The following is a 23,247-nucleotide window of genomic DNA, read 5'->3' on the forward strand; positions in this document are numbered from 1 at the left end:
GTGGCGGCTCGGCCAGTCAGGCAACGCCGAGAACATCGGTTGCGATGCATCCACCGCGTATCGACACCGCCAGCGCGTCCGCTGTTCGTTCACATGGCGACGGCCGGTAGCCGAACGCATGGTCCGTGCGTGATCCATGCGTGATCTGGAGATGCTGACACTGCCCGGCGCTCGTCCACAGGCTGTGGATAGAACATGTGTGCGAATATCCGGTGTGCGGGCCAAGTTGGCGAGTCTGCGGGCGGTAGTTGGCTCGGCCCGCTGTCCCGCCCGCACCGCCCCGCGAATGACACGATCGGCTCAGGTCCGCGCTCACGGCGCCGATACCTGCGACCGTGACCTTGCGTTCCCGTTGGGCGGCGACAGCGGCCGCCACCGTGGCCGTGGCCGTCGGAGCGGTCTGGGTCGCGCGCCGCAGGTGTGCCGTCGCCGACCGGCTGGGCGCGCCGCCTCCGGCACCTCCTCCCCCATCACCGGTCGTCGCATCACCGGCACTGGCCGCGGCCGCCTCCCGGCCGACGCGCAGACGACTGACCGTCATAGCCGTGATCGCCCTCGCCTTGGCCCTCGCCGGGATCGTCGCCGGCGTGGTCCGGGCCGTGCCCGGCGTACCCGAGCCCGGGGGTGCGGCCGCCCCCCGCGGGGGCAAAGTGCTGCTGCGAGGCGACTCGCGGGAACAGATGGTCGTCACCATGATGTCCAGCGAGAACGATGTACGGATCGGGTCGGAGCCCGGCCACCGGCTCGTCACGGTCACCCTCTGGGTCGAGAACACGGGCCGGGCCAGTTTCCGCAGCGACATCGAGGAGCACAGCTGGCTCGTCGACCGGGACGACCGCGCGTACGGCCACAACGCCGAGCTTACGAACGGCAAGAGTCCGTTCGCGAGCAACCTCGCACCGAGCTGGTCGGTCAACCGCTATGTCGTCTTCGAGGTGCCGGCCGACGTCGACATCACCCGGTTCCGGCTGAGCCTCGACCCGCGTTCGTCGGAGCAGACCGCGGACTGGCTCCTCCACTGACGGAACTGTTCAGCAGCCGGGAACCATGCCGCTCTCACGGCCGGATCCGGAGCAGGATCGGGTTGCCGCCGGCCAGACTGCCCCGGGCGTACCGGATGGTCTTGTGCCCCAGCCAGTCGAGGCCGCTGACCAGTTGGCTCCGGTCGGCGCCGGCGGCGAGGGCCGGTGTCTGGACTTCCTTGCGGATTCGGCCGGTGTGCGCGTCGAGGACAAGCACGCGCTGCGTCCAGGTGCTCGGGGTGCGGTAGGTCACCAGAGCAGCGACTTGCTGGTTGTCCGGGGAGAGCGCGAAATAGACGTCGCTGCAGTCCTCGATGACCGGTCGCAGGACGCTGACACGTTCCCCGGTGCCGGCGTCCGCGATGTCGGCCGAGCAGGTCTGGCCGCCCACGGCCGGCCAGCTGATGATCCGGGCCGCGGTGGCCTGCATCCCGAAATAGGGCAACTGGTAGCCGTTGCCGCCGACCGCGGGGGCCCGCTCGGCCAGCCGGCCGGTGCGGATGTCGTAGCGATTGAGAACGGGCCAGAAGCGCTCCTGTCCCGGCTTGCCCGCCTGCTCGAACGCCCACCAGAACAGCGTGGTCGCGTTGCCGGTCATCGGCATCGGCCGTGGCATTTCGCTGCGGATGTCCGGGGCCGGGCGCGACGCTACCGTGCGGCCCGCGGCGTCGAGCACCACGACGGTCAGCTTGCCGATGGAGTTCTTCCTGCCCGACGGGGCGTAGCCGATCGTGGCGAGGCCGCCGCCGTCGAGCGGGGCCGGCCCCAGGTAGCTCCCCTGCGACAGGCCGGGCTGGGGGTCGCTGACCGGAACGATCACGTTCCGGCCGTCGACGGTCCGTAGCTGCGCCGCGATCTCGCCGCCCGAACCGGGGACGTGCACGCCGGATTGGCCGCCCGCGGTCAAGGGCGGTGCGTCCCGGTTCTGCCAGAGACCGATCGGCTGTCCGCCTGTCAGGCCACCGTCGGTGATCTCGGGTGCCAGCCGGGCGTGCACGAGCGGATAGGACGCGCCGAGCGCGAGCGCGACGACCCCCGCGGCGAGCGCCCGCACCGCCGCCGTCCGGCGGCGGATCTTCCGGGCCCGTGCGTAGACCGCGGTGCGGTCGGGGACGAGAGCCGGAGCGTTCGCGGCACTGGTGCGTACCGCGTCCTCGAGCTCAGACGGCAGTTTGATCTCGCTGGTCACCGGTTCTCCTCACTCAATTCGCGGCGTAGCACCGTCATCGCCCGGGACAGACGGCTGCGGACGGTGCCCTCGGCGACATGCAGGACCCTGGCGGTCTCGACGGTCGACAGGCCGAAGAGAACCCGGCAGACCACCACCGCCCGGGCCGCCACACCCAACCGGGCCAGGGCGGCCATGGCATCGGCGCCGTCGGGTTCCGCTGGGAGCACGACCGGCAGACCGTGTTCGGCCTGCGGCAGGACCCGCTCACGCCGCAGCTTTCGCCGCCACGACGTGGCCCAGTTCAGCCCGACCCGAAAGACCCAGCCACCGGGGTTCTCGACCGTCGCCACCTGCCGCCACCGGACGAAGGCCCGGGCCATCGCCTCGTCGGTCGCCTCGCGGGCCAGCTGGGAGTCGCCGAGGGTGACCGCCAACGCGCGATAGACCCGATCGGCCGTGGCAGCGTAGAAGCTCTCGAAGGAGGCCGCCGACGCGCCGGCGACCCCCGGGCCGGCGGCCGTTTCAGTCTTCATACCGGATACACGCACACGCGACCCCGTTCGCTCCCGTCACCTCCTGCCGCGTTGCCGTCTATCGCAGAGAGCATGATGCGGCGCGGCGAATCTTGATCCCCACCGCCTGTATAGATCAGCGGTTCGACAAGATGAACCCGGCATCCGTGTCGCTGACTCACCTGCCGTCAGAGCTGTCTCCTTGAAATCCGGCGGCGGGCTGCCGATGGGGTGGCGGGCGTCGGGTGCATGGGAGGAGGCGGCGGTGGGTGCTGGGCGTATGCGTACGGTGCTGCGGTGGCCGGCGGGGATCGCCGCTCTCGTGATCGTGCTCGCCGCGGCCGGGTCGGTGCCCGCGCAGGCCGGGCCCGGCGACGACCAGGCCTTGTACGCGCAGTGCCGCAAGGCGGCGCAGGACCTGGCCGAGCAGTACCGCCACGTCGAGAACACCACGTTCGCGATGGTCTGCAGCCGGCCGGACGGCACGACCGCGGACCCGAAGCTGTGGTGGCCGGACGCGCAGAACCGGCCGGCGCGGACCCCACCGATCATGGCAGACCCCGCCGGTTGTGCCGCTGGTCCCGGGCGGCCGGTGGTCGCCTCGACGCTGACCAGCGTGTCGGCGACGGCCGGGCCGGGCGAAGCGATCGTCTACCAGTATCAGCAGCTCGGCGACGACGACCCCGGCCTCGTTTACGGTGCGGAGATCCTGACGTTCGAACCGGGCGAGTTGGCGCCGGGCGGGGACTACCGCTGGCGGGCCCGAGTCGACGACAGGGGACAACAGGCAAGCGACCCCATCTCCTTCAGCGCCCCGGACGACGAGCAGGGCTGGTCGTCCTGGTGCGAGTTCACCGTGGCCGCGGACGCCATCGACTATCGCGGCCTCGGTGACGTCAGCCTGGAAGCGTTGAACGAGCTCGGCCTGCGCCCCGACCGCACCTACCCGATCACGCTGACCGGCCGTCAGCAGCGTCTGCTGCGCGCGGGCACGAACGTCGGCCGGACCCATGCCCGGATGGCGCTGACCGGCCCTCGCTGGACGGATCTCCTTCTCCAGCTGACCGAATCGGCCTTCATTCTGGACGAGGTCGCCGCCGAAGCCGACGAGGACGACCCGACGGCGCCGGACGGCGCCCGCTACCGCAGGCTCGTGGACGCCATCTCCGTCAAACTGGGCGGCCCGCACCACCCTCAACTCGGCTAGACGATCGCTGCGCCGGCCCCGATCGCGGTGATCAATGGCCAGCCGAGCGTCTTGCCTGGTGTCGGTTGAAGGCCCAGGACGGGTTGAGTTGCCCGTTTGGATCATGATGAATGGGTGAATCTGCGCCGTCCAGCCAGCTCCCGGGTGTTCGCGGTGGTCTTCGCGGCGTTGATGGCTGGATTCGCCGGTTATCTGGTGAGTTTGCAGTTCACCGCCGGCGGCTCGGTGTCCGGGCGGTTCTACATCGGGGTGGTCTCGCTGGCCGTCCTGCTCCTGGCGGCCGGCCTTCTCTGGTACGCGTTGGAGCGGTTTCAGGTCGACGTCGACCGGGACGGCTGGACGGTGCGGATCGGCCGGTACCGGCGTGACCTGCGATGGGCCGAGATCTCGGCGGTGGTGATCGAGAACCGGGAGACCGAGGGGCGGGCTCGCCGGGTGGTTCCCGCGCTCTACCTCGTGCCCGAACCGGGCGTCAGCCTGGACTCCCCGCGCGACCTGCAGGCCACCGTGGAGGGACGGCCGGCGCTGCGGCTGTTCGACCTGGGCGACCAGAAGATCGAGGAGAAGCAGTTCGTCCGCGACCTCGCGAGCTTGGCCGGTGACCGCCTGGAAGTCCGGGTCTACCGCCTCAGCCTGGTGCTGCTGAGCGAGGATGCCAGGGAACGGCTGAACGAAGTCGCCAGGGAACGGCCGAACGGCTGGAGAACTCTCCCCGCGTTCCCGCCCGGCGCGGCGGGGATGCGGACGCAGCGTTGGCTGAACCGGCGGCGCTTCCTGCTGTTCGTAGGCTGGTACCTGTTCGCGGTTCTCCCCGCGCTGCTGCTCACCGGCCTCGCGGCCCGGCAACACGAGCTGCTCGGCGCCGCGGTCGCGGTGCTGGGCCTGGTCGCGGTCATCGCCGCGTACGCCCAGTTCGTCACGCTGTTCAGCCACGCCACCATCCTCGTTGACACCGAGTTGGCGATCTCCGGCACAGAAGTGTGGGTGATCGAGGACCGCGCCCACCGCGCCGACATGCACGACGGCAAAGCCGTCGTGCTGCCGCCGGGGGCGAAACGGGGCTACGGCAAGGCGTGGCTGCTCGGCTTCCCGCACGCCGTGGCGCTGCTCGGTGATCCGCGGACCGGACGGCTTCGCGATCACAACGACCTGCGCGCCGTGTCGGCAGTGCTGAGTGAGTCACCTCATGAGGCCGACCGGGCCGCCGCGCGGGACGTCGACAGCCTGGCCGTGCAGTCCCAGGTCGGTGACCCGGTGGAGCCGGGCGATGCCGGAAACGCCGGCCTGTGGATCTCGCTGACCAAGACCGGCCGCGTCCTGGCCTGGGCCGTCGTCGTGGGCTCCGTCCTGCTGGCCGGCGGCTGGATGCTGGAGAACACCCGGTACCTGGGCGACGCGGTGATCCTCCTCAGCGTTCCCCTGGCCACCGGGTGGGCGGCATACGCGCTCTACCGGATATTCGCGCTGCTCGACGCGGCGTGGCAAGCGGTCCGGAAGACATGAGCCGCTGGGCCGAAGACTGCGGCACACACCGGGACCGCGGGCCGGTTGGCGCCGGTCCGGGCGGCGTGCCGCCCGGACCGGGCCGGTCACTTCAGTGATCGCAGCGTGGTCCGGGCGCTGCGGGCCGCCTCGCGGATCGGCTGAACCTGGGCGCGGATCGCGTCGCCGTCCGGTCCGGGCTGGATTGCCAGCAGCTTGTCGACCTGGCCGTTCACGGCCGTCGTCACCGACTTGAGCTTGGCCTGGTCGACGTCCGAGCGGTCGTCCAGCTTGTCGACCACGGCCAGTTCGGTGTCGATCGCCGCGGTGAGCCGGACCTTGGGACCGGTCAGGATGAAGACGCGGAAGTCGTTCACCATGCTCTGAGCGTCGGCCTTCACCGCGGCCGCGGTGGTCTCGCCGGCGACCTTGGTACGCAGGGCGGTGAGCCCCGCCGTCTGGTCGTCGATCAGTTTGGCCAGCGTGGCGCGGTGTGCGCTCTGGACCCGCTCGGCCTTGCCCAGCGTGGTGTCGAACCGCTTGAGCGCGGCGAGGCGCTTGTCGATCCGGGCGGTGACCACGGTCTTAGCCTTGTCGAGTGGCCTTTCCGCGGCTTGGGCCGGCGCTGCGGCGACCAGGGCGACGGCGAACGCGGCGGTGGTCGCCACGGCGGTACGCAGGGTGCGGTTCATCAGTGTCCTCATTCTCAGTCCTGGTCCTGGGCCGGCTGGTCGTCGCCGTGCAGTTGCCGGTCGATCTCATCGAGGAGGCCGCCGACGTCGGCGTTCGACTTGGCGCTCGAGGTGGTGGCCGACGCACCGGTCGTGCCACGCGGCGAGGGCGACGCGGGAGCGTCCACCGGCGGCCGCTGGGTCGGGGCCGAATCGGTGGCCGCGGGGTGACGGGCACAGCCGCCGGTCAGCAGCACGGCGGCCGCCAACGCGACGGCGAGGTTTCGTCTCATGCCGACGATCTTCGGGACCGACTGTCAGAGAACCGCGAGCGGTTTGTAAGGATCAGGTCAGGAAACCGTGCCGGTCGTCGTGGAGCGCGACGAAGATGGCGTGTGGTGTGTGCGCCTATCTGCGCGGGCTTTTGGCTCGGTTGTTCATTACCAGGGCGACGGTGCCCAGCGCGGCGGCCAGCGCCCAGAGCAGCAGCGAATCCCACAACCAGCCGCCCAGTATGGACAGCCCGGCCAGCACCGCGACGATGCGCGGCCAGGGAAGCGAAGAAGACATGTCAGATCAGCCCTTCTCGTAGACTCGCCGCGCTTGTCGAGTCCGGTGGACGCGCCGGGACGAGCCGTGCCTCCGCGGAGGCACGGCCCGGTTCTGCCCGCGTCGTCAGACTCTCGTCTTGGACCTGACGCGCTTGCCGAAGCATTCGGTAAGCAATTTCTGGCGCCGCTGCGCGGTGACGGTGCCGGTGGACGCGGCGCTGTCGAGGTTGTCCACCAGCCACGCGACGGCTACGCCGCGGTCGCGGACGGTCCAGAGGTCGCCGGTGCCGTCGCTGTCGACGTCGGCGGCGTACAGGGTGACGTCTTCACCGGTGTGGAAGGTGTCGGACAGCAGGTAGGGCGTGTATTCGGCGGTACCGGCGGCCGTCCGGGTGAAGTCGTTCCAAAGGAAGAGCTTGCCGGAGGAGGCCTGCCGGAGGAACAGCGCGGTTCCGGACCCGGTCTGGGCCGTGGCGATGTTCCAGGTGTTCCAGTCGGTGCCGCCGGTCGGCGTCGGGACCGACAGGGCGAAGACCTCGCCGTAACCGCCGGTGGTTCCGTTGTTCGGGTAATAGGTGAGGAAGCTGCTGCCGTCGTCCTTACCGGCGATCCCGATCAGATCCGGATAGGTCGTGCCGTGAGCACCGGCATTGGCGAGCTGAATCGGGTTGTTGATCGTCTGGAAGTCGTCCCAGTCGATGCCGGTAAAGGTGCCCGCACTGATGTTGTGGTAATTCTGGTCGAATTCGGCCTCGATCGTCGACCCGTCACCGTTGCCGCGCAGGACGACCGCCCCACCCGGAGCCCTCGTGTGGGCGGGCGGGTAGTAGACGAGAACGTCCTGCAGGTCGGTACCGAAGAAGTGCCCGGTGAGGACCTGCGCGCCATCGAAGTCGGTCGGGCTTCCCACGGTGCCGGGGCTGAACACGCCGTTGCCGTGGGCTCCGATGTTGGCCGCGGCGTGCGCGATCCGCCCGTTGCCCTTGCCCGACGCGAGCCAGAGGCCGGAGGCGATGCCATGGTCACCGCCGATGGCGACCAGGTCGGTGAGATTGTCGCCGTCGAGGTCGGCGTCGACGGCGGGCGCCAGCGATGCAGCCATCGCGGGAGTCATGGACAGCGGCGCCACCACCACCGCTCCGCATAGGACGCCGGCCATCGTGGCCAGCGAAAACGCCCGCACACCGCCGCGAACTTGAATCCCCGTTTTCAAGATTTCTCCCATCACAAGATCAAGGCTTGCGGTAACAGATATGAAAGATCTTGCAACAAGATTGCATCTTCGGCATCCGATTTGGATCGACCGATGCGGCATCGTTAGCTCGATCAATGCCGGCTAGCCGGGGATTTCACCCCCAGCCCCCAGAAATGGCGCGACATCCGCCAGCTGGACCCGGAGACTTTACGGATGATCTTCGATGCCGTCCTCCGCCAAGCGCGTCCACCGTCGTCTCTGGCCGGTCGGCTCTCCATCCAGTCACTGCTCTTCGCCCTGGGGCAAGGCGCCTTCCTGACTGGCTCGGCGGTCTTCTTCACCCAGATCGTCGGGCTGTCCGCCGCCCACGTTGGTCTCGGCCTGACCTGCGCGGGGATCGCCGCGTTCCTCGCGGCGTTGCCGATGGGCAAGCTGGTCGACCGCTTCGGGCCGAAGAAGATGTGGGCCGTCAGCGCGGCCGGGCAGGCGGCGATGTTCGCGGTATGGCCCTTCATCACCGACTTCCACGGCTACGTCGCCATGGCCGTCGGCATGGAGGTCATCGGCGCCCTCGGCGGCATCGCGTACGGCGCGTACACGATTGACGTCCTGCCGCCCGATGAGCGGGTGAAGTCACGGGCCTACATGTACTCCGCGCTCAACCTCGGCTTCACTCTCGGCTCTGTCGTCGGGGGAATCGCGTTGGCGTTCCACTCCAACGTCGTCCTTCACTCGCTGCCCTGGTTCACCGCCGTTGTCTTCCTGGTCAACGCCGCCGCCGTGACCCGGCTGCCACGGGCCGCGCACGACAACCGCACCCCCGAGGACCGCAAGGTCAAGGTTCCCGGGCCGGGACCGCTGCGCAACCCCGGCTGGCTCCTGACGAACTTCTTCGTCGGGGTGTTCTGGACCAACCAGGTGCTGCTCAACGTGGTGATCCCGCTGTGGCTGATCGAGGAGACCGACGCACCCCGGGTGCTGTTGGCTTTCCTGTTCGGCACCAACACGGTGATGTGCATCTTCCTGCCGATGGTGGCGGCACGCGGAGTCACCGGCATATCCACCGCGCTGAAGGCGGTCCGGGTGTCGTCGGCCTTCTTCGTGATCTCCTGCCTGATAACGCTGGCGACCCATGACACCATCGGCTGGGTCACGATCGCCCTGGTCTGGTTGGGGCACGTCACCGTGACCGGGGCCGAGCTCTACCTCTCGGCTGCCAACTGGACGTTCGAGGCCGAACTGATGGACCCGCGCCAGCGCGGCGCCTACCAGGGGGCAGGCAACCTGAGCGGCACTCTCGGCAAGGTGTGGGCGCCCGCGGTGTACACCTTCCTCGCGATGAACTGGGGCTCCGCCGGCTGGTTGGTGATCGCCGGCATCATCGTGGCGGCCACCATCGGGGTGCACCGATCGACCCGGCAGGCACGACGGTTCCTCGCGGTGCACGTCCCCGCCGAGGACTTGGTCGACGCCTCCGCCTCCAGCCCCGACTCCGAAGACCGCACACCGGCCGTTCTTCCGGCAGCGGCGTCCCGTCCTCGGTAGTGACCACGTTGCCGTATGGATGTCAGGACGTCTCTGGCGTGGCTCCCGGATCGTCGCGGAAGGACAGCCCGGCCGCGGCCATCGCCGCTCGCAGGTGGCGAACGGCAAAAGGCCCGACTCCGTGCAGCGCCAGCACGTCGCTCTCGCTGAGGCCGGCCACCTGTTCGAGCCGGACCACGCCGTGCGCGGTAAGCGCACGTGTCGCGGCGGCGCCGATGTGTGGCAGCGGGATGCCCGGCTCCGGCACCGACCGAGCCTGGGCCGGCCGGGGGTGGCCCTCGTGGTCCAGGACGGCGGCGCCACGCGGCGAGAGTCGGTATCCGATGTCGAGCGATTCGGTCAGGCCGCGCTCCTTCAGCTTGCGCACGTTCTGTTTGAACGACGCGGTGTCTCGCCCCATCCGTTGTGCGAGATCGGGCGCCCGGGTGGCCGGCAGTTCGTCGATCAGCAGGAGCGTCGCCCGGGTCCACGGCCCAGTCGGCGCGGAAAGGTCGAGCCGGTCGAGCCACGCGACGATCGCGTCGATCTCCGCGGCGTCGGGTACCGCCTCCCGCAGCGCGTGCCGCGGGTCGGCGCCCGCGTACCGTAGCCCGATCCGATACACCGGCCGGTCGGGGTGCACGCGGTCCAGCCCGCGGCGGAGCGCGGCGAGCGACGCCGCGCCCGCCCGGCGGGCGTCCGCGGCGGTCAGCGAGCTCACCGGCACGCGGTCGACGGACGTGACCTCGACCAGTCCGATCGCGGTACGCATCCGGGTGCCGACCCTGAGCCGAGGCTGTTCCCACCGGCGGAACGCCACGTCGATGTCGCCGGCACGGATCGCCGCCAGTTCTGCGGGACGTATCAACACGCCACCCAGTCCAACACACGCCGGCGTCAGGTGACCGCGGTGCCTTCGAGTTCGACCATCAGCTCGGGCAGCGCCAGCCGGGTCACGCCGAGCAGCGTCATGGTCGGCACCGCGCCGGCGGCCCCCAGCCGCGCCTGCAGCACCGCTTCGTGCTCGAAGAACACGTCGACGTCGGTCGTATAGATCTTGAGGCTGACGAGGTCGGCCAGGGACATGCCGGCCTCGTCGAGAACGGCGGCCAGGTTGTCGGCGCTGAGGGCCAGCTGCGCGCCCATGTCACCGGGGTGCCGGGTCCTGCCGTCCCCGTCCGTCGCGGTCTGCCCGGCGCAGTACAGGGTCCGGCTGTGTCCGGACACGACCTCACCCTGGTTGAATCCCATCGCCACCGACCACTTCACCGGGTTGACCGCGGTTCGTTCCAATGCCATGTCCGCTCCATCCGATCCATCGCCGCCGCTCTGGCGACGCGTGGATGAGCCTCCCCGAGAATCACGACACCCTGTGTCGTGTATTCCGATAGTGTTCTCGGGTGCGCGCCGACCGGTTGGTCTCGCTGGTGCTGCTGCTGCGCCAGCACGGTCGGCTGACCGCGCCCGCGCTCGCCCGCGAGCTGGAGGTGTCGACCCGCACCGTGCTGCGCGACATCGAGGCCCTGTCCGTCGCCGGGGTCCCGGTCTACGCCGAGCGCGGCCGGCACGGCGGTTTCGCGCTGCTGCCCGGCTTCCGGGCCGAGTTCACCGGGCTCAATCACGACGAGGCGCTGGCCCTGCTGGTCGCCGGATCACGGCGCGGCGCGCAGGCGTTCGGCCTGGGCCCGGCGCTCACCTCGGCGATGCTCAAGGTGGTCGACGCGCTGCCCGAGAGCCATCGGGCCAGCGCGGCGGGCGCGGTCCAGCGGTTGCTGATCGACCCGGAGACCGACCTCCTCTCGCGGCGGCTGGTCGGCGACGAACTGCCCGACACGGTCGTGGCGGAGGTGCGGCGCGCCGTGCTCGCGGGACACCGACTGCGGATCCACTACGCGGCCGCCGCCGACCGCACCCCGCGGTGGCGCACCGTCGACCCGATCGGCCTGGTCACCGTCCAGGACCGGGGGTACCTGCTCGCCACGAGGTCCGGCGCGGACCGCACCTACCGGCTGTCCCGGATCCTGGCCGCCGAGAAGCTCGACGAGCCCGCCCAGAGACCCGACGGGGTCGACCTGGACCGGGCCTGGCAGGAGCGTGCCACCCGCTTCCGGGCCGGCGGCGACCAGGTCACCGTGCTCCTCCGGGCGCACCCGGAGGAGCGGGAGCACCTGGCGGGCGCCGCGCTGGCCGTACGCGCAGAGCAGCCCGAGCCTGACGGCTGGCTGCGGATGGAGGTGGCGTTCCAGGACGCCCGGCACGCCGAATGGGCCCTGTGGCAGCTCGGCATGAAGGCGGAAGCCATCGCCCCGCAATGGCTACGTGCCTCCCTGCGCGACCGCGCCACCGCACTCGTCGCCCGCTACGCGGAGCCCGGAGAGTAAGCACCGGCTTCGCCCAGTGCCGCGGCGTAGCCCTGGTATCGCTTCGCCGCGAGGTGGAACGCGTGGCGGCAGGTCATCGTCAGAGCGCGGTCGGGACACCACAACGACCTCGGGAGGACCCATGGCCGGCCGGACAGCGACATTGGTCATCGGCCTGGCGGTGGTGCTGGCCACCGGCGGCTGCGCCGGCACCGTGGCGGGCGACGGCGGTCCGGTGGGATCGGCGGGGGCGCTGACCGTTCACGCACGCTGGGAGTCATGCGCCGCCGCCTCGCCGGCGGACGGCGACGGCGGCCAGGATGCGCTGTCGCTGCCTCGCATGGACGCGGGGTTCGAGCCGGTGGCCGCGGTCGTCTGCCGTACCGTGCCGCAACGGCGGCCGAGTGGCGGCTCCGACCTGGTCGCCGTGGAGGAGCGGGCGGATGACGTGACCGCACTGGTGAGCGCCCTCCGGCTGCCCGACGATGACGCTACGGCGAGCGATTGCACCTTGGAGTTGCCGTTCGTCCCGTGGCTCGTGCTGCTGGATGGCCAGGGTAGGTGGGTACGCCCAGGTGTTCCGACCGACGCCTGCCGCAAGCCACGCCAGGAGTTCCGGACCGCGTACGAACAGTTGCGGACTCAGCGAGTCACCACGCGTGTGCTGCGCGAGATCGAGTCGGACGAGGCCGTGGCCAGCGGATGCAGCCAGCAATGGTCGGACGTGGTGTGGATGGTCGGTCAGTCAGGCGGCGGCAAGGACAACACCCCTGATCCTCTTCCCGCCGACGAGGCGGAGGTGGGCGTCTGCGTCTACCGGGTTCCCCCGAGCGAGCAGGGCGTCGGGAAGCCCGGCGGTACGTTCGAGTCGGGTGGCAGGCTCGCTGCCGGGCGGTGGGCGGCGGTCAGGCGTGTACTGACGGCCGCCGGTGCGGCCTCCGCCTGCACCACCCCGAGCAGCCGCTTCGCCGTGTTGCACCTGCCTGCGGGGCTGATCTACGTGGAAGCCGACGGATGCCGCCGCGTGCTGATCGAAGGCAGCACCGGCCCGGGCGTCCTGCGCCAGGGCACAGCGGAACTGACGACTCTGCTCTTCGACCGTTAGCGTCGGCGGATGTCGTCAATCCGCCCGATCGCCGTTGCCGTGCCACGTCGTGGTGAGGACTTGCTCGTGTTCGAGTACTACGACTCCACAAAGGATGAGACGTTCTACCGCCCCTTGGGCGGGGGCATCGACTTCGGCGAGACGGCAGAGGCGGCCGTGCGTCGCGAACTGCGCGAGGAGCTCGGCGTCGAGCTCCTTCAACGCAGGTAGCCCGCTCTACCCGGCCGGCCTCGCCGACATGCTTCGCGGCCGCTAGACCCGCGGCTCAGGCGTTTCGGCTCGGCGGCCGAGCTCGACCAGCGCGCTCAGCCGCTCCCAGCGGTTGAGCGCGACCACCGCCACGGCGAACGCCACCACGGGGGTCGCCAGCAGAATCGCCCATTGGAACGGGCGCAGCAGGATCGGCGAGGGGAACTGCTGGCTGGAGTACATGAAGCCGGCGAAACCGTAGGTGACCATCGTGGCGATGGCGGCCACCGGTGCGGTCAGCGCCAGGATCCGGCGGCGGACCAGGCTGCCCTGCCGCCACCAGGCCCACCCGGCGAGCGCCGCGGCGGCCAGGTAGAGCGGCGCGGCGTACCGGAACAGGAACTGGTCGTTCATCGTGACCGCGTAGCTGAATCCGTGGAACATGCCCTGGTACTGGTCGGCGACGCTGGCGCAGCCCGCGAGCGCCAGCGCCGCGCCGAACCACCAGAGGCCGCGCGGCGCGGCGACCCGCACGCCGACGGCGAGCCACGCCGAGCAGACCGCGACCAGCAGCGCCACCGTCACCAGCCAACTCGATCGCAGGACCTGGCTCGGCGAGTAGCCGTACCACTGTGCGACGTGCGCGATCTCGACGAGGGCGCCGGCCAGCGCGATGCCGGCGGCGAGGCGGCGCAGGCCGGCCAGCGCCAGGGCGAACACGACCGCCCAGACGGCCGGCCGGGCGATCTCCAGCGCGTCCACCCCGGGGTAGAACGTCAGGCCGGGCAGCACCCAGCGAATGCCCACGATGAGCAGGAACAGCGCCCCGACGACCTGGACCGCGGACGCCGCCCGGCGCCACGCTGGATCACCCAGGTCGCCGGCCCATCCACGTACGCGGACGGCCAGCGCATTGACCAGAATGTCGGCGCGGTCCCGGGCACTCGGCCGGCGCTGCTCCGGCTCGGCCCCGGCCAGCAGCACGCCCACCATCTCCTCCTCGTACTCCCGCCGGTGTCGCAGCGGGTAGGCCGCCATCAGGCGGCGGTAGCGGCCCTCGAGCTCGTCGTGCGCGGTCATGGAATCCCTGTCTCCACTCATCATCGGGACCTCAGGCCGGCGCGTTGCCGAGCCGGATACGGCGCTCGCGGAGTCGCCGGTCGGCGACCGTCGCACGCTGCAGCAGCCGTTTGCTCTCCTCGGCCAGCCGTCGTTCGCCGAGTGCGGTGAGCCGGTAGTAGCGCCGCAGGCGGGACTGGACGACCTCTTCGCGCTCAACCTCGATGAGCCCGTCACCGCGGAGGCGGTCGAGCACGGCATAGAGCGTGCCCGCCCGCAGCGTGACCCGTCCGCCGGTGATGCGCCGGACGTCCTCGATGACGGCGTAGCCGTGCAGTGGCTCGACCGCGAGCGCGGTGAGCACCAGGAACGTCGGCTCACGCATGGCCGGATCAGTCATGACGGGAAGCATATACCGATAGGAAGTATATGCGGAGGCCGTACCGTGCGGTGTGGTCAGAGCCCGGCGGCGGCGTCGTACCGGCGGCGCAGGTCGGCCATCTCCGAGTCGGACAGCGCCTCCTTCTGCGCCAGTTCCGCGTACTTGGCCGGGAACATCTCGCGCAGCCGGTCGACGAACCTGGTGTCGGCGGTCGCCTCGACGACCTGGATGCCCACGGGCTCCGTGGACATGTCCAGGATCACCGGGCCGGCCAGCTTGACCGCCACGTCCCAGGGGTGCTTCTGCCCGGCGACCCCGCAGAGGTGAAAGCCGTAGACCGTCTTCACCTCGGCGAGCGTGGTGGCCCCGGCGGGCTCATGGCCGTAGACGCGGACCCCGCAGATCACCGCCGGCTTCTCCTCGGTGGCCGCCTGCTGGACACCGTGTCCGGCGTGATTGTGCTGCTCCGGGTTGGACTGTTCGAGCGTGGTACGCATCCGGGCGACGATCTGCTCCTGCAGACTCGCCGGCTGGGCGTCCGGGGCAGCCGAGCTGAACAGCACGACCGCACCTGCCGACACCGCCAGGCTCACCGCCGCCCACAGGAAGCGGCTCCGGTACCACCGCGCGAGACCCGCCCGGGAAATCAACATCGCTTCTCACCTCGCCGGTTCCTGAGGTTTTCGGCCCAGGACGTCCGCCAACGCCCTGGGTCGGTGTGCGGTCAGACGAAGTTCACGTCGCTGCACCACATGTAGGCCTGGTCGAGGTGCGAGGCCTGCCAGATGACGAAGAGAATGTGGTGCCCGGTGTATCCGGACGTCGAGACGTTGAACGAGATGTTCTGTGCCGGCGCGTACCTGCCGGTCTGCGTGATGAAGTCGAGGTTCCCCCAGCCGAGGCGCTGGGTGGCCGGGTTGAACCCCTGCTTGCTGACGTAGACGCGGAAGTAGTCGGCGCCGTGGCTGGCCTGGTCGTACAGCTGCGCGGTGAAGTTGCGGCTGACGTTGGTCGTCTTCCAGGCTCCGAGCGTGTTCAGGCTGTTGTTCCGGGCGAGGCCGTTGCTGCACAGCTGACCGTCGGGGGTGCGGGCCTGGAACTGACCGCCGAGGCCGTCCCGCAGCGCGCTCATCCAGTTCCACATCGTGTCGGGGTTGGCCTGGAACGCCTGCCAGCACATGGGGTCCTGGGTCTGCATGACCGGGTTCATGTGCTGGCTTCCCCAGGTCTTCCAGCACTGGTAGGCGCGCGATTGCGGGTTGATGATGGTGCCGTGTGCCTGGGCCGCGCCGGACCAGGGCAGCAGGCTGGCCACCATGGCGAGCAGCACGACAAGCACTCGGACGGCTGAGCGGGATTGCCGGCCGGATTGATGGGACTCATGTGTACGCACGGTTCGTCCTCCACTCTTCGGCGTTCGGGGGATGGGAGCGCTCCCATCCTCAGCATTGCACCCATGCGTACAGATATCAACCAACATCTATTTATAATGTGTACGCAGACCCCGGGCTGAGGAGACACGTGCGACCTGAGATCACCATCCTGTTGACGGTCGCCACCGGGCTCGTCGTCGCGGCCGGCCCGGCCGATGCCGCTCCGGCGGCGGCCGAGGAGTGCGGCGCGGTGCTCCTCACCAGCGAGTTGCCCGCACCTCCGGCGGGCCGGATCGCCCGGCAGGCCGTCACCATCGGCGCGAACTGCCAGGTCGTCCGGGGCCCGGTCGAGTTCGTGGCGGCACCGGCCGCGAAGGCGTTCAGTGCGACGGCGACGTACCGCACCTCGTCCGAGATGTACGACTGCTGCCGCATCCTGATGACCGCGCTCTACACCGACAGCACGGTCGGCTCCACCACGATGTCGACACATCACAACCGCGAGCCGTGGAACGCCGGCTGGTCGGTGACGGCCACCAGCAGCAACGGCGGGTGCCAGGCCGAGTGCGGCGCCGCCACTTACGCCAGCCACGCGGAGTTCTCCTACCGGGGCATTTTCGATCCGACGGGCACCTACTACGCCAACGTCCACGACACCTCGGTGGTCCTGAACGGTGACGGGTCGGCGACCTGCACCCAGGCGGTGCGCCTGCGCCACAGTTTCATCGGCTGGAACTGGCAGCACACCTGCGCCTAGGTCACCGACCCGTTCTCCAGCAGGCGACGTACCGCAGCCCGCGCGACGAGCAGGGCGATCACCAACAGCGTCACCGACACGAATCCGCCGAGGCTCACGGCGTCCCCGAAGACGACATCGACAAGCTCCAGCACAACGAGCTTGCTCCCGGCGGCCACCAGCCAGAGCAGGAGCACCGTGGCCACCTTGCCGCTCGGGGTGGTCGCGCTGTGAAATCGGTTCACGACCCTGCCCTTGAGCGCGAGTACGACCTCCAACACGACCTTGAGCAGGACGGCGGTGAGCAACGACAGGGTGAAACCCTCGCTGATCACCGACGGGACGTACTCGATGGCGAGGTTCAAGACCACGACGTAGACGAACACATCGATCACATCGCTCGGATTCCCGCGCGCCCACCGCCGGAATGGACCCGGGGGTTTTCGTCCTGTCATGGTCTGAGTGTGTGCCGCTGTCCCCCACCCGGCGTGTCGACGCGCTGATCTCGGCAGCGGCTGTGCAACAGGGCCGGTAATGCCCTCGGCATGGACCTTGGCTTGGTAATCTGTTGTCAGCCAGGCTTCTGATCTTCGAGTTGATCGCGAAGCGCCCGGCCGGGCCCTTCTCGGTTCGTCACCGGCTCAGACTCAATCAGCGCCACCCGTCGCGGCCTCGTCGCCGTCTCGAGCGGGAGGATCACGATGCCGTCCTCAGTTGCCCTCGACGATTTCGAGGCGGTTCTGTTCGATCTCGACGGGGTTCTGACCGCCACCCGTCCCCTTCATGCGGCGGCGTGGAAGCGGACATTCGACGACTTCCTGCGTAGCTGGGATGCCGGACACGGCAGCAGCAGCGACTGGTTCGACGAGGCGTCCGACTACGCCACCTACGTCGAGGGCAGATCGCGCCAGGAAGGCGTACGCGGATTCCTGGCCGCCCGCGGGATCGAGCTCTCCGAGGGCTCCCCGGACTCCCCGCCGGGCGAGAATTCGGTCTGGGGCCTGGGAAACCGAGAGCGGGCGCTCGTCGACGACGAGGTGCAGCGGACCGGCGTGGAGGTCTTCCCAGGGTCTGTCGCCTGGGTGCGGGAGTTGCGTGAGGCCGGGCTCAAGACCGCGGTGGTGTCGAACAGCGGCAACTTCGCCCGGGTCATGGACCGCGCCGGCATCACCAATCTGTTCGACATCCAGGTCGACGGCGAGACGACGCCGGCACTGCGGCTGCGGAAAAGGTCCGCGCCGGGCGGCTTCCTGGAAGCCGCCCGCCGGCTCGGCGTATCGCCTGAGCGGGCGGTCGTGGTCGAGGACGCCGTCGCGGGTGTCGAGGCCGGCCGGGTCGGCGGGTTCGGGCTCATCGTCGGGGTCGACCGGAACGGGCACCCGGAGGAACTGGCCGCTCACGGCGCCGACATCGTGGTCGCCGACGTCGGCGAACTGCTCGCCGACTCCACCGCCGAGGTGCACCGGGCCGGTCCGCGGGACCACCGGTTGGTGGCCGCGGCACGGCGGATCATCGCGGACACCGGTGACTACCCGCCCGATCCTTGGCGCATGGTGGAGCGCGTCTACAACCCCGACTACGTCGAACAGACCGAGACGCTGTTCGCGGTATCGAACGGATTTCTCGGCATCCGGGCCTCGTTCGAGGAGGGGCAGCCGTCCTACCGGCCGACGACCCTGCTCAACGGCTTCCACGAGACCTGGCCGATCGTGTACCCGGAGACGGCGCACGGATTCGCCAGCACCGGCCAGACCATCCTGCCGGTTCCCGACGGCACCACGATCCGCCTGCTCGTCGACGATGACCCGGTGACCTGCGAGACGACCGAGGTCCGGGAATTCGAGCGGGCGCTGGACATGCGGCGGGGCGTCCTGGACCGCTCGGTGGTCTACCAGTTGGTGGATGGCCGGCGGTTCCGGCTGCGCACCACGCGGTTCGTGTCGATGGTTCAGCGGCATCTGGCCTGCATTCGATACGAACTGACCGCCCTCGACGCCCCCGGGCATCTGACGCTCTCCTCCGAACTGGTCGCACGTCATCCCGCGGCCCAGGAAACGGCGGCTGATCCGAGGCGGAGCCGGGCCCTCACCGGGGAGGCGCTCACGCCCGACGTCGAGTGTGTCGAGGACGCCCGGGTCATCCGGACCTATCGAACACTGCGCAGCGGGCTCGTCGTCGCGGCCGGAATGGACCACGAATTCGACGGGAGTGCGATCGCGTACGTGCGTACCACGCTCGACGCGGACCGCGCCCACGTCGTGTTCGACGTCGACGTCCGGCCGGGGCACGCCGCCACGCTGACCAAATGGCTGGCCTACCACTACGACGCCGAGGAGGTGACGGATCTGGCCAGCCTCGCCGAGGCGACGCTGCTCGAGGCTCGGGCCGCCGGCTACGCGGCCGTACTGGCCGAGCACGAGGCTCGGATCGGCGAATTCTGGGCGCGCAGCGACGTCGCGTGGGAGGGCCGCCCCGCCGTGCAGCATGCCCTGCGCTTCAACCTGTTCAGCATCATGCAGGCGACCTCGCGCACCGAGGGACACGGCGTACCCGCGAAGGGCCTGACCGGCACCGGCTACGAGGGCCACTACTTCTGGGACACCGAGGCGTACGTGCTGCCGTTCCTGATCCACACCGCGCCGGCCGTGGCCCGCAGCCTGCTCATGCACCGCGTGCGGATGCTTCCGGCCGCCCGCCGCCGGGCGCGCGAGGTCGGCTGCGCCGGGGCGTTGTTCCCGTGGCGCACCATCAACGGCGAGGAGGCCTCGGCCTACTACGCCGCGGGCACCGCCCAGTACCACATCGATGCCGACGTCGCGTACGCCATCGACCAGTACGTCCGCGTTACCGGCGACATCGACCTGTTGTTCAGACACGGCATCGAGGTCCTGGTCGAAACCGCGCGCATGTGGACGGACCTGGGCTTCTTCTCCGAGCGCCGCGACGGCCGGTTCGTGATCCACAAGGTGACCGGGCCCGACGAGTACAGCACGGTGGTGAACAACAACCTGTTCACCAACCTCATGGCCGCCGAGAACCTGCGAATCGCCGTGGAGGCCGTGGACCGCGTACGGGTGGAGTCCCCGTCGGACTACCGCCGGATAGTGGATCGCACCGGGCTACGCAACGGCGAGCCGGAGACCTGGCGCCGCGCCGCCGAGCAGATCTACGTCCCGTACGACCAGCAGGCCGGTGTCCATCTCCAGGACGACGGCTTCCTCGACCAGGCACCGTGGGACTTCGCCGGGACGCCCATGGATCGTTACCCGCTCCTGCTGCACTACCACCCGCTGGTCATCTACCGCCACCAGGTGATCAAACAGGCCGACGTCGTCCTCGCCACGGTGCTCCTGCCCGATCGATTCACCGCGCAGGAGCGGAGACAGATCTTCGACTACTACGACCCGCTGACCACCGGGGACTCGTCGCTGTCCGAGTGCATCCAGGCGATCGCGGCGGCGGATGTCGGCAAGTACCGCAGCGCGGAGGAGTATCTCTTCGACGCCGCGGCGGTGGACATGGCCGACACCGCGGGCAATCTGCGAGACGGCGTCCACGTCGCCTCCGCCGGCGGCACCTGGATGGCACTCGTGTACGCATTCGCCGGATACCGCTGGCGCGGACGACACCCACAGTTCTCCCCGATGCTGCCCACGCGCTCCAGCCGCCTGCGCATTCCGCTACAGATCCGCGGATCGCTGCTCGAGGTGGACATCGAGGAGTATCTCGTCACCTACTCCCTGCGAAGCGGGAATCCGATGACGGCGCAGCACAACGGCCAGGAGTTCACCGTCACCGCGGCCTCGCCCGTTTCCTTCCCCGGCGAATACCGCACGCACGACGCCGGGCCGCGCTCCGCAGACCCCAAGGCGGGGTGACCGTCAGCCAGCCGGGATCAGGTCGGCCAGCAGCGCCTCGATCCGGGCCTTGATCTCGTCGCGGATCGGGCGGACGGCGTCGACGCCCTTGCCCGCCGGGTCATCGAGTTTCCAGTCCTCGTAGCGCTTGCCCGGGAAGACGGGGCAGGCGTCGCCGCAACCCATGGTGATGATGACGTCGGACTCCTGTGCCGCGTACCAGGTGAGTTTGGTGGGGGTCTGGTCGGTGATGTCGATGCCGACCTCGTGCATCGCCTCGACCGCGGCCGGGTTGATGGTGTCGGCGGGCGCGGAGCCGGCGGAGCGGACCTCGACGGCGTCGCCGGCGAGGTGGCGGAGCCATCCGGCGGCCATCTGGGAGCGGCCGGCGTTGTGGACGCAGACGAACAGAACGGTGGGCCGGTCACTCATGATCGCGGGCTCCTCACGGGATACAGGGCCGACAGCAGGCCGACTCCGGCGAACAGGCCGATGATCTGGAAGGCGACGAATCCGGGTACCGAGCTCGGGGCGATGCCGGCGAAGGTGTCGGTGAAGGCGCGGCCGACCGTGACTGCCGGGTTGGCGAAGCTGGTGCTGCTGGTGAACCAGTAGGCGGCGCCGATGTAGGCGCCGACGGCGGCGGGTGCGACCGCGACGCGCCCGGAGCGGGCCAGGGCGAAGATCAGCAGGAGCAGGCCGGCGGTGGCCACCACCTCGCCGAGCCACAGATGCCCCTCGGCGCGCTCCTTGGTGGAGAAGGTGACCGGGGCGAGGTCGAACATCAGGTTGGCCAGCACGGCCCCGGCGACCGCGCCACCGGTCTGCGCGAGCGCGTACGCGGCGAGGTCGGTTCCGGTGAGGCCGGTGCGGGTGCGGCGGCCGAGAACCCAGTCGGCGGCCGACACGACCGGGTTGAAGTGTGCGCCGGAGACGGGGCCGAACGTCAGGATCAGGGCACCGAGCGCGAACGCGGTGGCGATCGAGTTCTCCAGCAACTGCAGGCCGACGTCGTTCGGGGACAGCGTGGTGGCCATGATGCCGGAGCCGACGACGGCGGTGACCAGCAGCGCGGTGCCGACGAACTCGGCGAGCAGGCGCCGCCACAGGGTGATCTCATGCATGGGGGTCAGTGGGCCGGGGTGAGTGCGGGCGCGAGGCGGTCGATGCGGCCGGCGAGATCGGCGTAGGCGCACTCGAAGGCGTCATCCGTGTCGACGCGGGCGGGATCGGGCACGGACCAGTGCAGGCGGGGCCGGGCCGGGCCGGTCATGCCCTCGTGCGCGTTGTCGCACACGGCGATCACCAGGTCCCCGTCGTGGACGACGTCGGCGACGTGTGCCGTGCCGGTGGGGTCCAGCCGGAGTCCGTGCCGGCGCGCGATCCTGACGGCCCGCGGGTTCACCCGGGATGCCGGCTGGGTGCCGGCGGAGGCGACGGTTCCGCCGATGCGGTCGCGCCACAGGGCGGCGGCCAGTTGGGAGCGGGCCGAGTTGTGGGTGCACACGAACACCACCCGGTCGGCGCCGTCGAGTCGGGGCGGGGTGAGCGCGGCCAGGGCGCCGGGTAGCAGGTGCAGGTAGGTGCGGCGGCGGTCGCCCTCCGAGCGGGACCGGGCGATGAGCCCGGCCTCCTGCAACACCTTGAGGTGATGCGCGACGAGGTTCGTCGGCATGCCGAGGTGGTGGCCGATCTCGCCGGGTGAGGCGTCGCCGAGGGTGAGGGCGTCCACGATCGCCAGCCGGGCGGGGTCGCCCAGGGCGGCGTGGATCCGGGCGCGCGCCCGCAACGAAGACGGCTCAGCATTCATTGACTCAATAATCGGTGAGCATGTTCGCGGAGTCAAGGCCGGCCCGGGGGCAGCAGGTCAAGCTGCCCCCGGGCGCCAGGCAAAGCGGGTCGAGCTACAGGTTGCAGGTCTCGGTCCCGTCGGGGTTGGTCGACATGCCGCCACCGTGTTCGGTGCACCACACGTCCAGCCATCCCCCGGGGCCGGTCCTGCCCGCCTCGACCGTCGTGCCGGCACCGGCGGAAGCGGCGACGTGCACCGCCGCGATGCCGGTCAGGCCGGCGGCCATGGCCGCGACGAGGCTGAACGTTCGCAGCAGGTTGCGCCGGCTGCGGCTGCGGTGATCGGGCTTGGCGATGGTCATACCCATGTCCTCTCGGAGAGCGCGTCGTGATGACGTCCGCCGAGACGATCCGGCGCCTGCGCTCGTACCGGAAGGCTCGCCGGGGTTGTCCGGACATGCCCGGACGCGGCCGGGCGGTTGTCCGGACGGCCCCGTACGGCTCAATCTGTCTCGGCGGGCCAGAAGCGGACGAGGTATTCCTCTTTGACGGCGATCGCGCGGGTGGCCTGCGCGCAGGCCGCGCCGTTCCAGTCCGCCTCGTCGAAGGTCGCCAGCACGTCGCGGTAGGCCTGCTCTGCGGCCCCGCCGTTTCGGCACGCCAGGCGCACGTGATAGCGGCCGGGCCTGCTGAGGGCGAACCCGCTGTCGTCCCACCCCGCGGTGATCTGGTTGATCCCGATGGTCCCGTTGCGGCATGAACACTCCATGCCGACCGTGACGACGTCGTCCCACGGTCCACGGTCGTCGTCCGGCTCGGGGCCGGGCTCGCCGTCCCACTCCTCCAGGCGGAGGATCGCGTCGAGGTTGTCATACGGGGTCTCCACCAGAACGCTGGAGCGTCCGGCGGTGACCCAGCCACCGGTTCGATGCGGAGCCTCCAGCGCCTCGCCGTGATCCTCGTCGACAAGCTCGAACAGGCGGTGGTCGAGGAGTGTGGTGGTGGTGACGGCGGTCAGCCGGCGGCTCATGACAGACCCTCCTGTGCAGCTTGACTTGAA

27 protein-coding genes are annotated in these 23,247 nt (G+C 70.0%); 9 read left to right on the forward strand and 18 right to left on the reverse strand.

Annotation, left to right across the window (positions count from 1 at the left end; genetic code table 11):
* Positions 1–545: 545 nt before the first annotated feature.
* Complete coding sequence (locus ACIBSW_RS31665) at positions 546–1,022, forward strand: DUF4352 domain-containing protein (RefSeq protein WP_354724333.1); 477 nt, start codon at positions 546–548, stop codon at positions 1,020–1,022.
* Between the two features lie 34 nt (positions 1,023–1,056).
* Here the strand turns inward: ACIBSW_RS31665 and ACIBSW_RS31670 are convergent, their stop codons facing one another.
* Positions 1,057–2,211 (reverse strand): hypothetical protein, encoded by a 1,155-nt coding sequence (locus ACIBSW_RS31670; RefSeq protein ID WP_354724335.1) that lies wholly within the window; start codon positions 2,209–2,211, stop codon positions 1,057–1,059.
* Positions 2,208–2,726 carry a sigma factor-like helix-turn-helix DNA-binding protein gene (locus tag ACIBSW_RS31675; protein WP_354724337.1) on the reverse strand — a complete coding sequence of 173 codons (519 nt, stop codon included), beginning with the start codon at positions 2,724–2,726 and terminating at the stop codon, positions 2,208–2,210. Before ACIBSW_RS31675 ends, ACIBSW_RS31670 begins: the two co-directional genes overlap by 4 nt.
* 244 nt (positions 2,727–2,970) lie before the next feature.
* Between ACIBSW_RS31675 and ACIBSW_RS31680 the strand changes: the two genes are divergently transcribed.
* Both ACIBSW_RS31680 and ACIBSW_RS31685 read left to right on the forward strand, forming a co-directional pair.
* Complete coding sequence (locus ACIBSW_RS31680) at positions 2,971–3,912, forward strand: hypothetical protein (RefSeq protein ID WP_354724339.1); 942 nt, start codon at positions 2,971–2,973, stop codon at positions 3,910–3,912.
* 114 nt (positions 3,913–4,026) lie between these two features.
* Complete coding sequence (locus ACIBSW_RS31685) at positions 4,027–5,415, forward strand: hypothetical protein (protein WP_354724341.1); 1,389 nt, start codon at positions 4,027–4,029, stop codon at positions 5,413–5,415.
* Positions 5,416–5,501: 86 nt separating this feature from the next.
* Here ACIBSW_RS31685 and ACIBSW_RS31690 read toward each other — a convergent pair whose 3' ends face one another.
* The 4 genes from ACIBSW_RS31690 to ACIBSW_RS31705 all read right to left on the reverse strand — a co-directional run bounded on the left by ACIBSW_RS31690 (position 5,502) and on the right by ACIBSW_RS31705 (position 7,841).
* Positions 5,502–6,098, reverse strand: coding sequence for a hypothetical protein (locus ACIBSW_RS31690; RefSeq protein ID WP_354724343.1), 597 nt, complete (start codon positions 6,096–6,098; stop codon positions 5,502–5,504).
* A 2-nt stretch (positions 6,099–6,100) separates the two neighbouring features.
* Entirely contained in the window at positions 6,101–6,358 is a 258-nt protein-coding gene (locus tag ACIBSW_RS31695; RefSeq protein WP_354724345.1) for a hypothetical protein, read from the reverse strand.
* A 115-nt stretch (positions 6,359–6,473) separates the two neighbouring features.
* Entirely contained in the window at positions 6,474–6,635 is a 162-nt protein-coding gene (locus ACIBSW_RS31700) for a hypothetical protein (RefSeq protein WP_354724347.1), read from the reverse strand.
* Positions 6,636–6,740: 105 nt separating this feature from the next.
* Positions 6,741–7,841, reverse strand: a complete 1,101-nt coding sequence (locus ACIBSW_RS31705) for a hypothetical protein (RefSeq protein ID WP_404799518.1) — start codon at positions 7,839–7,841, stop codon at positions 6,741–6,743.
* 183 nt (positions 7,842–8,024) lie between these two features.
* Here ACIBSW_RS31705 and ACIBSW_RS31710 point away from each other — a divergent pair, with 183 nt between their 5' ends.
* Positions 8,025–9,356, forward strand: a complete 1,332-nt coding sequence (locus ACIBSW_RS31710; protein WP_354724351.1) for an MFS transporter — start codon at positions 8,025–8,027, stop codon at positions 9,354–9,356.
* A 22-nt stretch (positions 9,357–9,378) separates the two neighbouring features.
* Here the strand turns inward: ACIBSW_RS31710 and ACIBSW_RS31715 are convergent, their stop codons facing one another.
* Positions 9,379–10,206 (reverse strand): hypothetical protein, encoded by an 828-nt coding sequence (locus ACIBSW_RS31715; RefSeq protein ID WP_354724353.1) that lies wholly within the window; start codon positions 10,204–10,206, stop codon positions 9,379–9,381.
* A 26-nt stretch (positions 10,207–10,232) separates the two neighbouring features.
* Positions 10,233–10,634 carry a RidA family protein gene (locus tag ACIBSW_RS31720; RefSeq protein WP_354724355.1) on the reverse strand — a complete coding sequence of 134 codons (402 nt, stop codon included), beginning with the start codon at positions 10,632–10,634 and terminating at the stop codon, positions 10,233–10,235.
* 101 nt (positions 10,635–10,735) lie between these two features.
* Between ACIBSW_RS31720 and ACIBSW_RS31725 the strand changes: the two genes are divergently transcribed.
* From ACIBSW_RS31725 to ACIBSW_RS31735, 3 genes are all read left to right on the forward strand, one after another.
* Positions 10,736–11,716 carry a WYL domain-containing protein gene (locus ACIBSW_RS31725; protein ID WP_354724357.1) on the forward strand — a complete coding sequence of 327 codons (981 nt, stop codon included), beginning with the start codon at positions 10,736–10,738 and terminating at the stop codon, positions 11,714–11,716.
* Positions 11,717–11,837: 121 nt separating this feature from the next.
* A complete protein-coding gene (locus ACIBSW_RS31730; protein WP_354724359.1) occupies positions 11,838–12,800 on the forward strand; it encodes a hypothetical protein in 963 nt (320 codons plus the stop codon).
* Positions 12,801–12,809: 9 nt separating this feature from the next.
* Positions 12,810–13,010 (forward strand): NUDIX domain-containing protein, encoded by a 201-nt coding sequence (locus ACIBSW_RS31735; protein WP_354724361.1) that lies wholly within the window; start codon positions 12,810–12,812, stop codon positions 13,008–13,010.
* A 42-nt stretch (positions 13,011–13,052) separates the two neighbouring features.
* Here ACIBSW_RS31735 and ACIBSW_RS31740 read toward each other — a convergent pair whose 3' ends face one another.
* The 4 genes from ACIBSW_RS31740 to ACIBSW_RS31755 form a co-directional block, all read right to left on the reverse strand.
* Positions 13,053–14,069, reverse strand: coding sequence for a hypothetical protein (locus ACIBSW_RS31740; RefSeq protein WP_354724363.1), 1,017 nt, complete (start codon positions 14,067–14,069; stop codon positions 13,053–13,055).
* Between the two features lie 31 nt (positions 14,070–14,100).
* Complete coding sequence (locus tag ACIBSW_RS31745; protein WP_354724365.1) at positions 14,101–14,448, reverse strand: PadR family transcriptional regulator; 348 nt, start codon at positions 14,446–14,448, stop codon at positions 14,101–14,103.
* A gap of 56 nt (positions 14,449–14,504) precedes the next feature.
* Positions 14,505–15,080, reverse strand: a complete 576-nt coding sequence (locus tag ACIBSW_RS31750; RefSeq protein WP_354724427.1) for a hypothetical protein — start codon at positions 15,078–15,080, stop codon at positions 14,505–14,507.
* A gap of 74 nt (positions 15,081–15,154) precedes the next feature.
* Complete coding sequence (locus ACIBSW_RS31755) at positions 15,155–15,760, reverse strand: lytic polysaccharide monooxygenase (protein ID WP_354724367.1); 606 nt, start codon at positions 15,758–15,760, stop codon at positions 15,155–15,157.
* 191 nt (positions 15,761–15,951) lie between these two features.
* Between ACIBSW_RS31755 and ACIBSW_RS31760 the strand changes: the two genes are divergently transcribed.
* Positions 15,952–16,560 carry a hypothetical protein gene (locus ACIBSW_RS31760; protein ID WP_354724369.1) on the forward strand — a complete coding sequence of 203 codons (609 nt, stop codon included), beginning with the start codon at positions 15,952–15,954 and terminating at the stop codon, positions 16,558–16,560.
* Here ACIBSW_RS31760 and ACIBSW_RS31765 read toward each other — a convergent pair.
* Positions 16,557–16,934 carry a hypothetical protein gene (locus tag ACIBSW_RS31765; RefSeq protein WP_354724371.1) on the reverse strand — a complete coding sequence of 126 codons (378 nt, stop codon included), beginning with the start codon at positions 16,932–16,934 and terminating at the stop codon, positions 16,557–16,559. The genes ACIBSW_RS31760 and ACIBSW_RS31765 overlap by 4 nt on opposite strands.
* 306 nt (positions 16,935–17,240) lie before the next feature.
* Between ACIBSW_RS31765 and ACIBSW_RS31770 the strand changes: the two genes are divergently transcribed.
* Positions 17,241–20,417, forward strand: coding sequence for an HAD family hydrolase (locus tag ACIBSW_RS31770; RefSeq protein WP_354724373.1), 3,177 nt, complete (start codon positions 17,241–17,243; stop codon positions 20,415–20,417).
* 3 nt (positions 20,418–20,420) lie between these two features.
* On the opposite strand, the gene ACIBSW_RS31775 is transcribed toward ACIBSW_RS31770, so the two are convergent.
* From ACIBSW_RS31775 to ACIBSW_RS31795, 5 genes are all read right to left on the reverse strand, one after another.
* Positions 20,421–20,828 carry an arsenate reductase ArsC gene (locus ACIBSW_RS31775; protein WP_354724375.1) on the reverse strand — a complete coding sequence of 136 codons (408 nt, stop codon included), beginning with the start codon at positions 20,826–20,828 and terminating at the stop codon, positions 20,421–20,423.
* Positions 20,825–21,520: an MIP/aquaporin family protein gene (locus ACIBSW_RS31780; protein ID WP_354724377.1), complete on the reverse strand. Its 696-nt coding sequence runs from the start codon at positions 21,518–21,520 to the stop codon at positions 20,825–20,827. The genes ACIBSW_RS31775 and ACIBSW_RS31780 overlap by 4 nt, the downstream gene beginning before the upstream one ends.
* Positions 21,521–21,525: 5 nt before the next feature.
* Complete coding sequence (locus ACIBSW_RS31785; protein WP_354724379.1) at positions 21,526–22,206, reverse strand: helix-turn-helix domain-containing protein; 681 nt, start codon at positions 22,204–22,206, stop codon at positions 21,526–21,528.
* Between the two features lie 94 nt (positions 22,207–22,300).
* The gene (locus tag ACIBSW_RS31790; protein WP_354724381.1) at positions 22,301–22,549 is read right to left on the reverse strand and encodes a hypothetical protein; all 249 of its coding nucleotides are present in this window, start codon (positions 22,547–22,549) and stop codon (positions 22,301–22,303) included.
* A 140-nt stretch (positions 22,550–22,689) separates the two neighbouring features.
* On the reverse strand, positions 22,690–23,217 hold the full coding sequence (locus tag ACIBSW_RS31795; protein WP_354724383.1) for a hypothetical protein: 528 nt from the start codon (positions 23,215–23,217) through the stop codon (positions 22,690–22,692).
* Between the last annotated feature and the right edge of the window lie 30 nt (positions 23,218–23,247).

It is taken from the genome of Actinoplanes sp. NPDC049668 (genome assembly GCF_044465445.1).
Classification (GTDB): Bacteria; Actinomycetota; Actinomycetes; order Mycobacteriales; family Micromonosporaceae; genus Actinoplanes.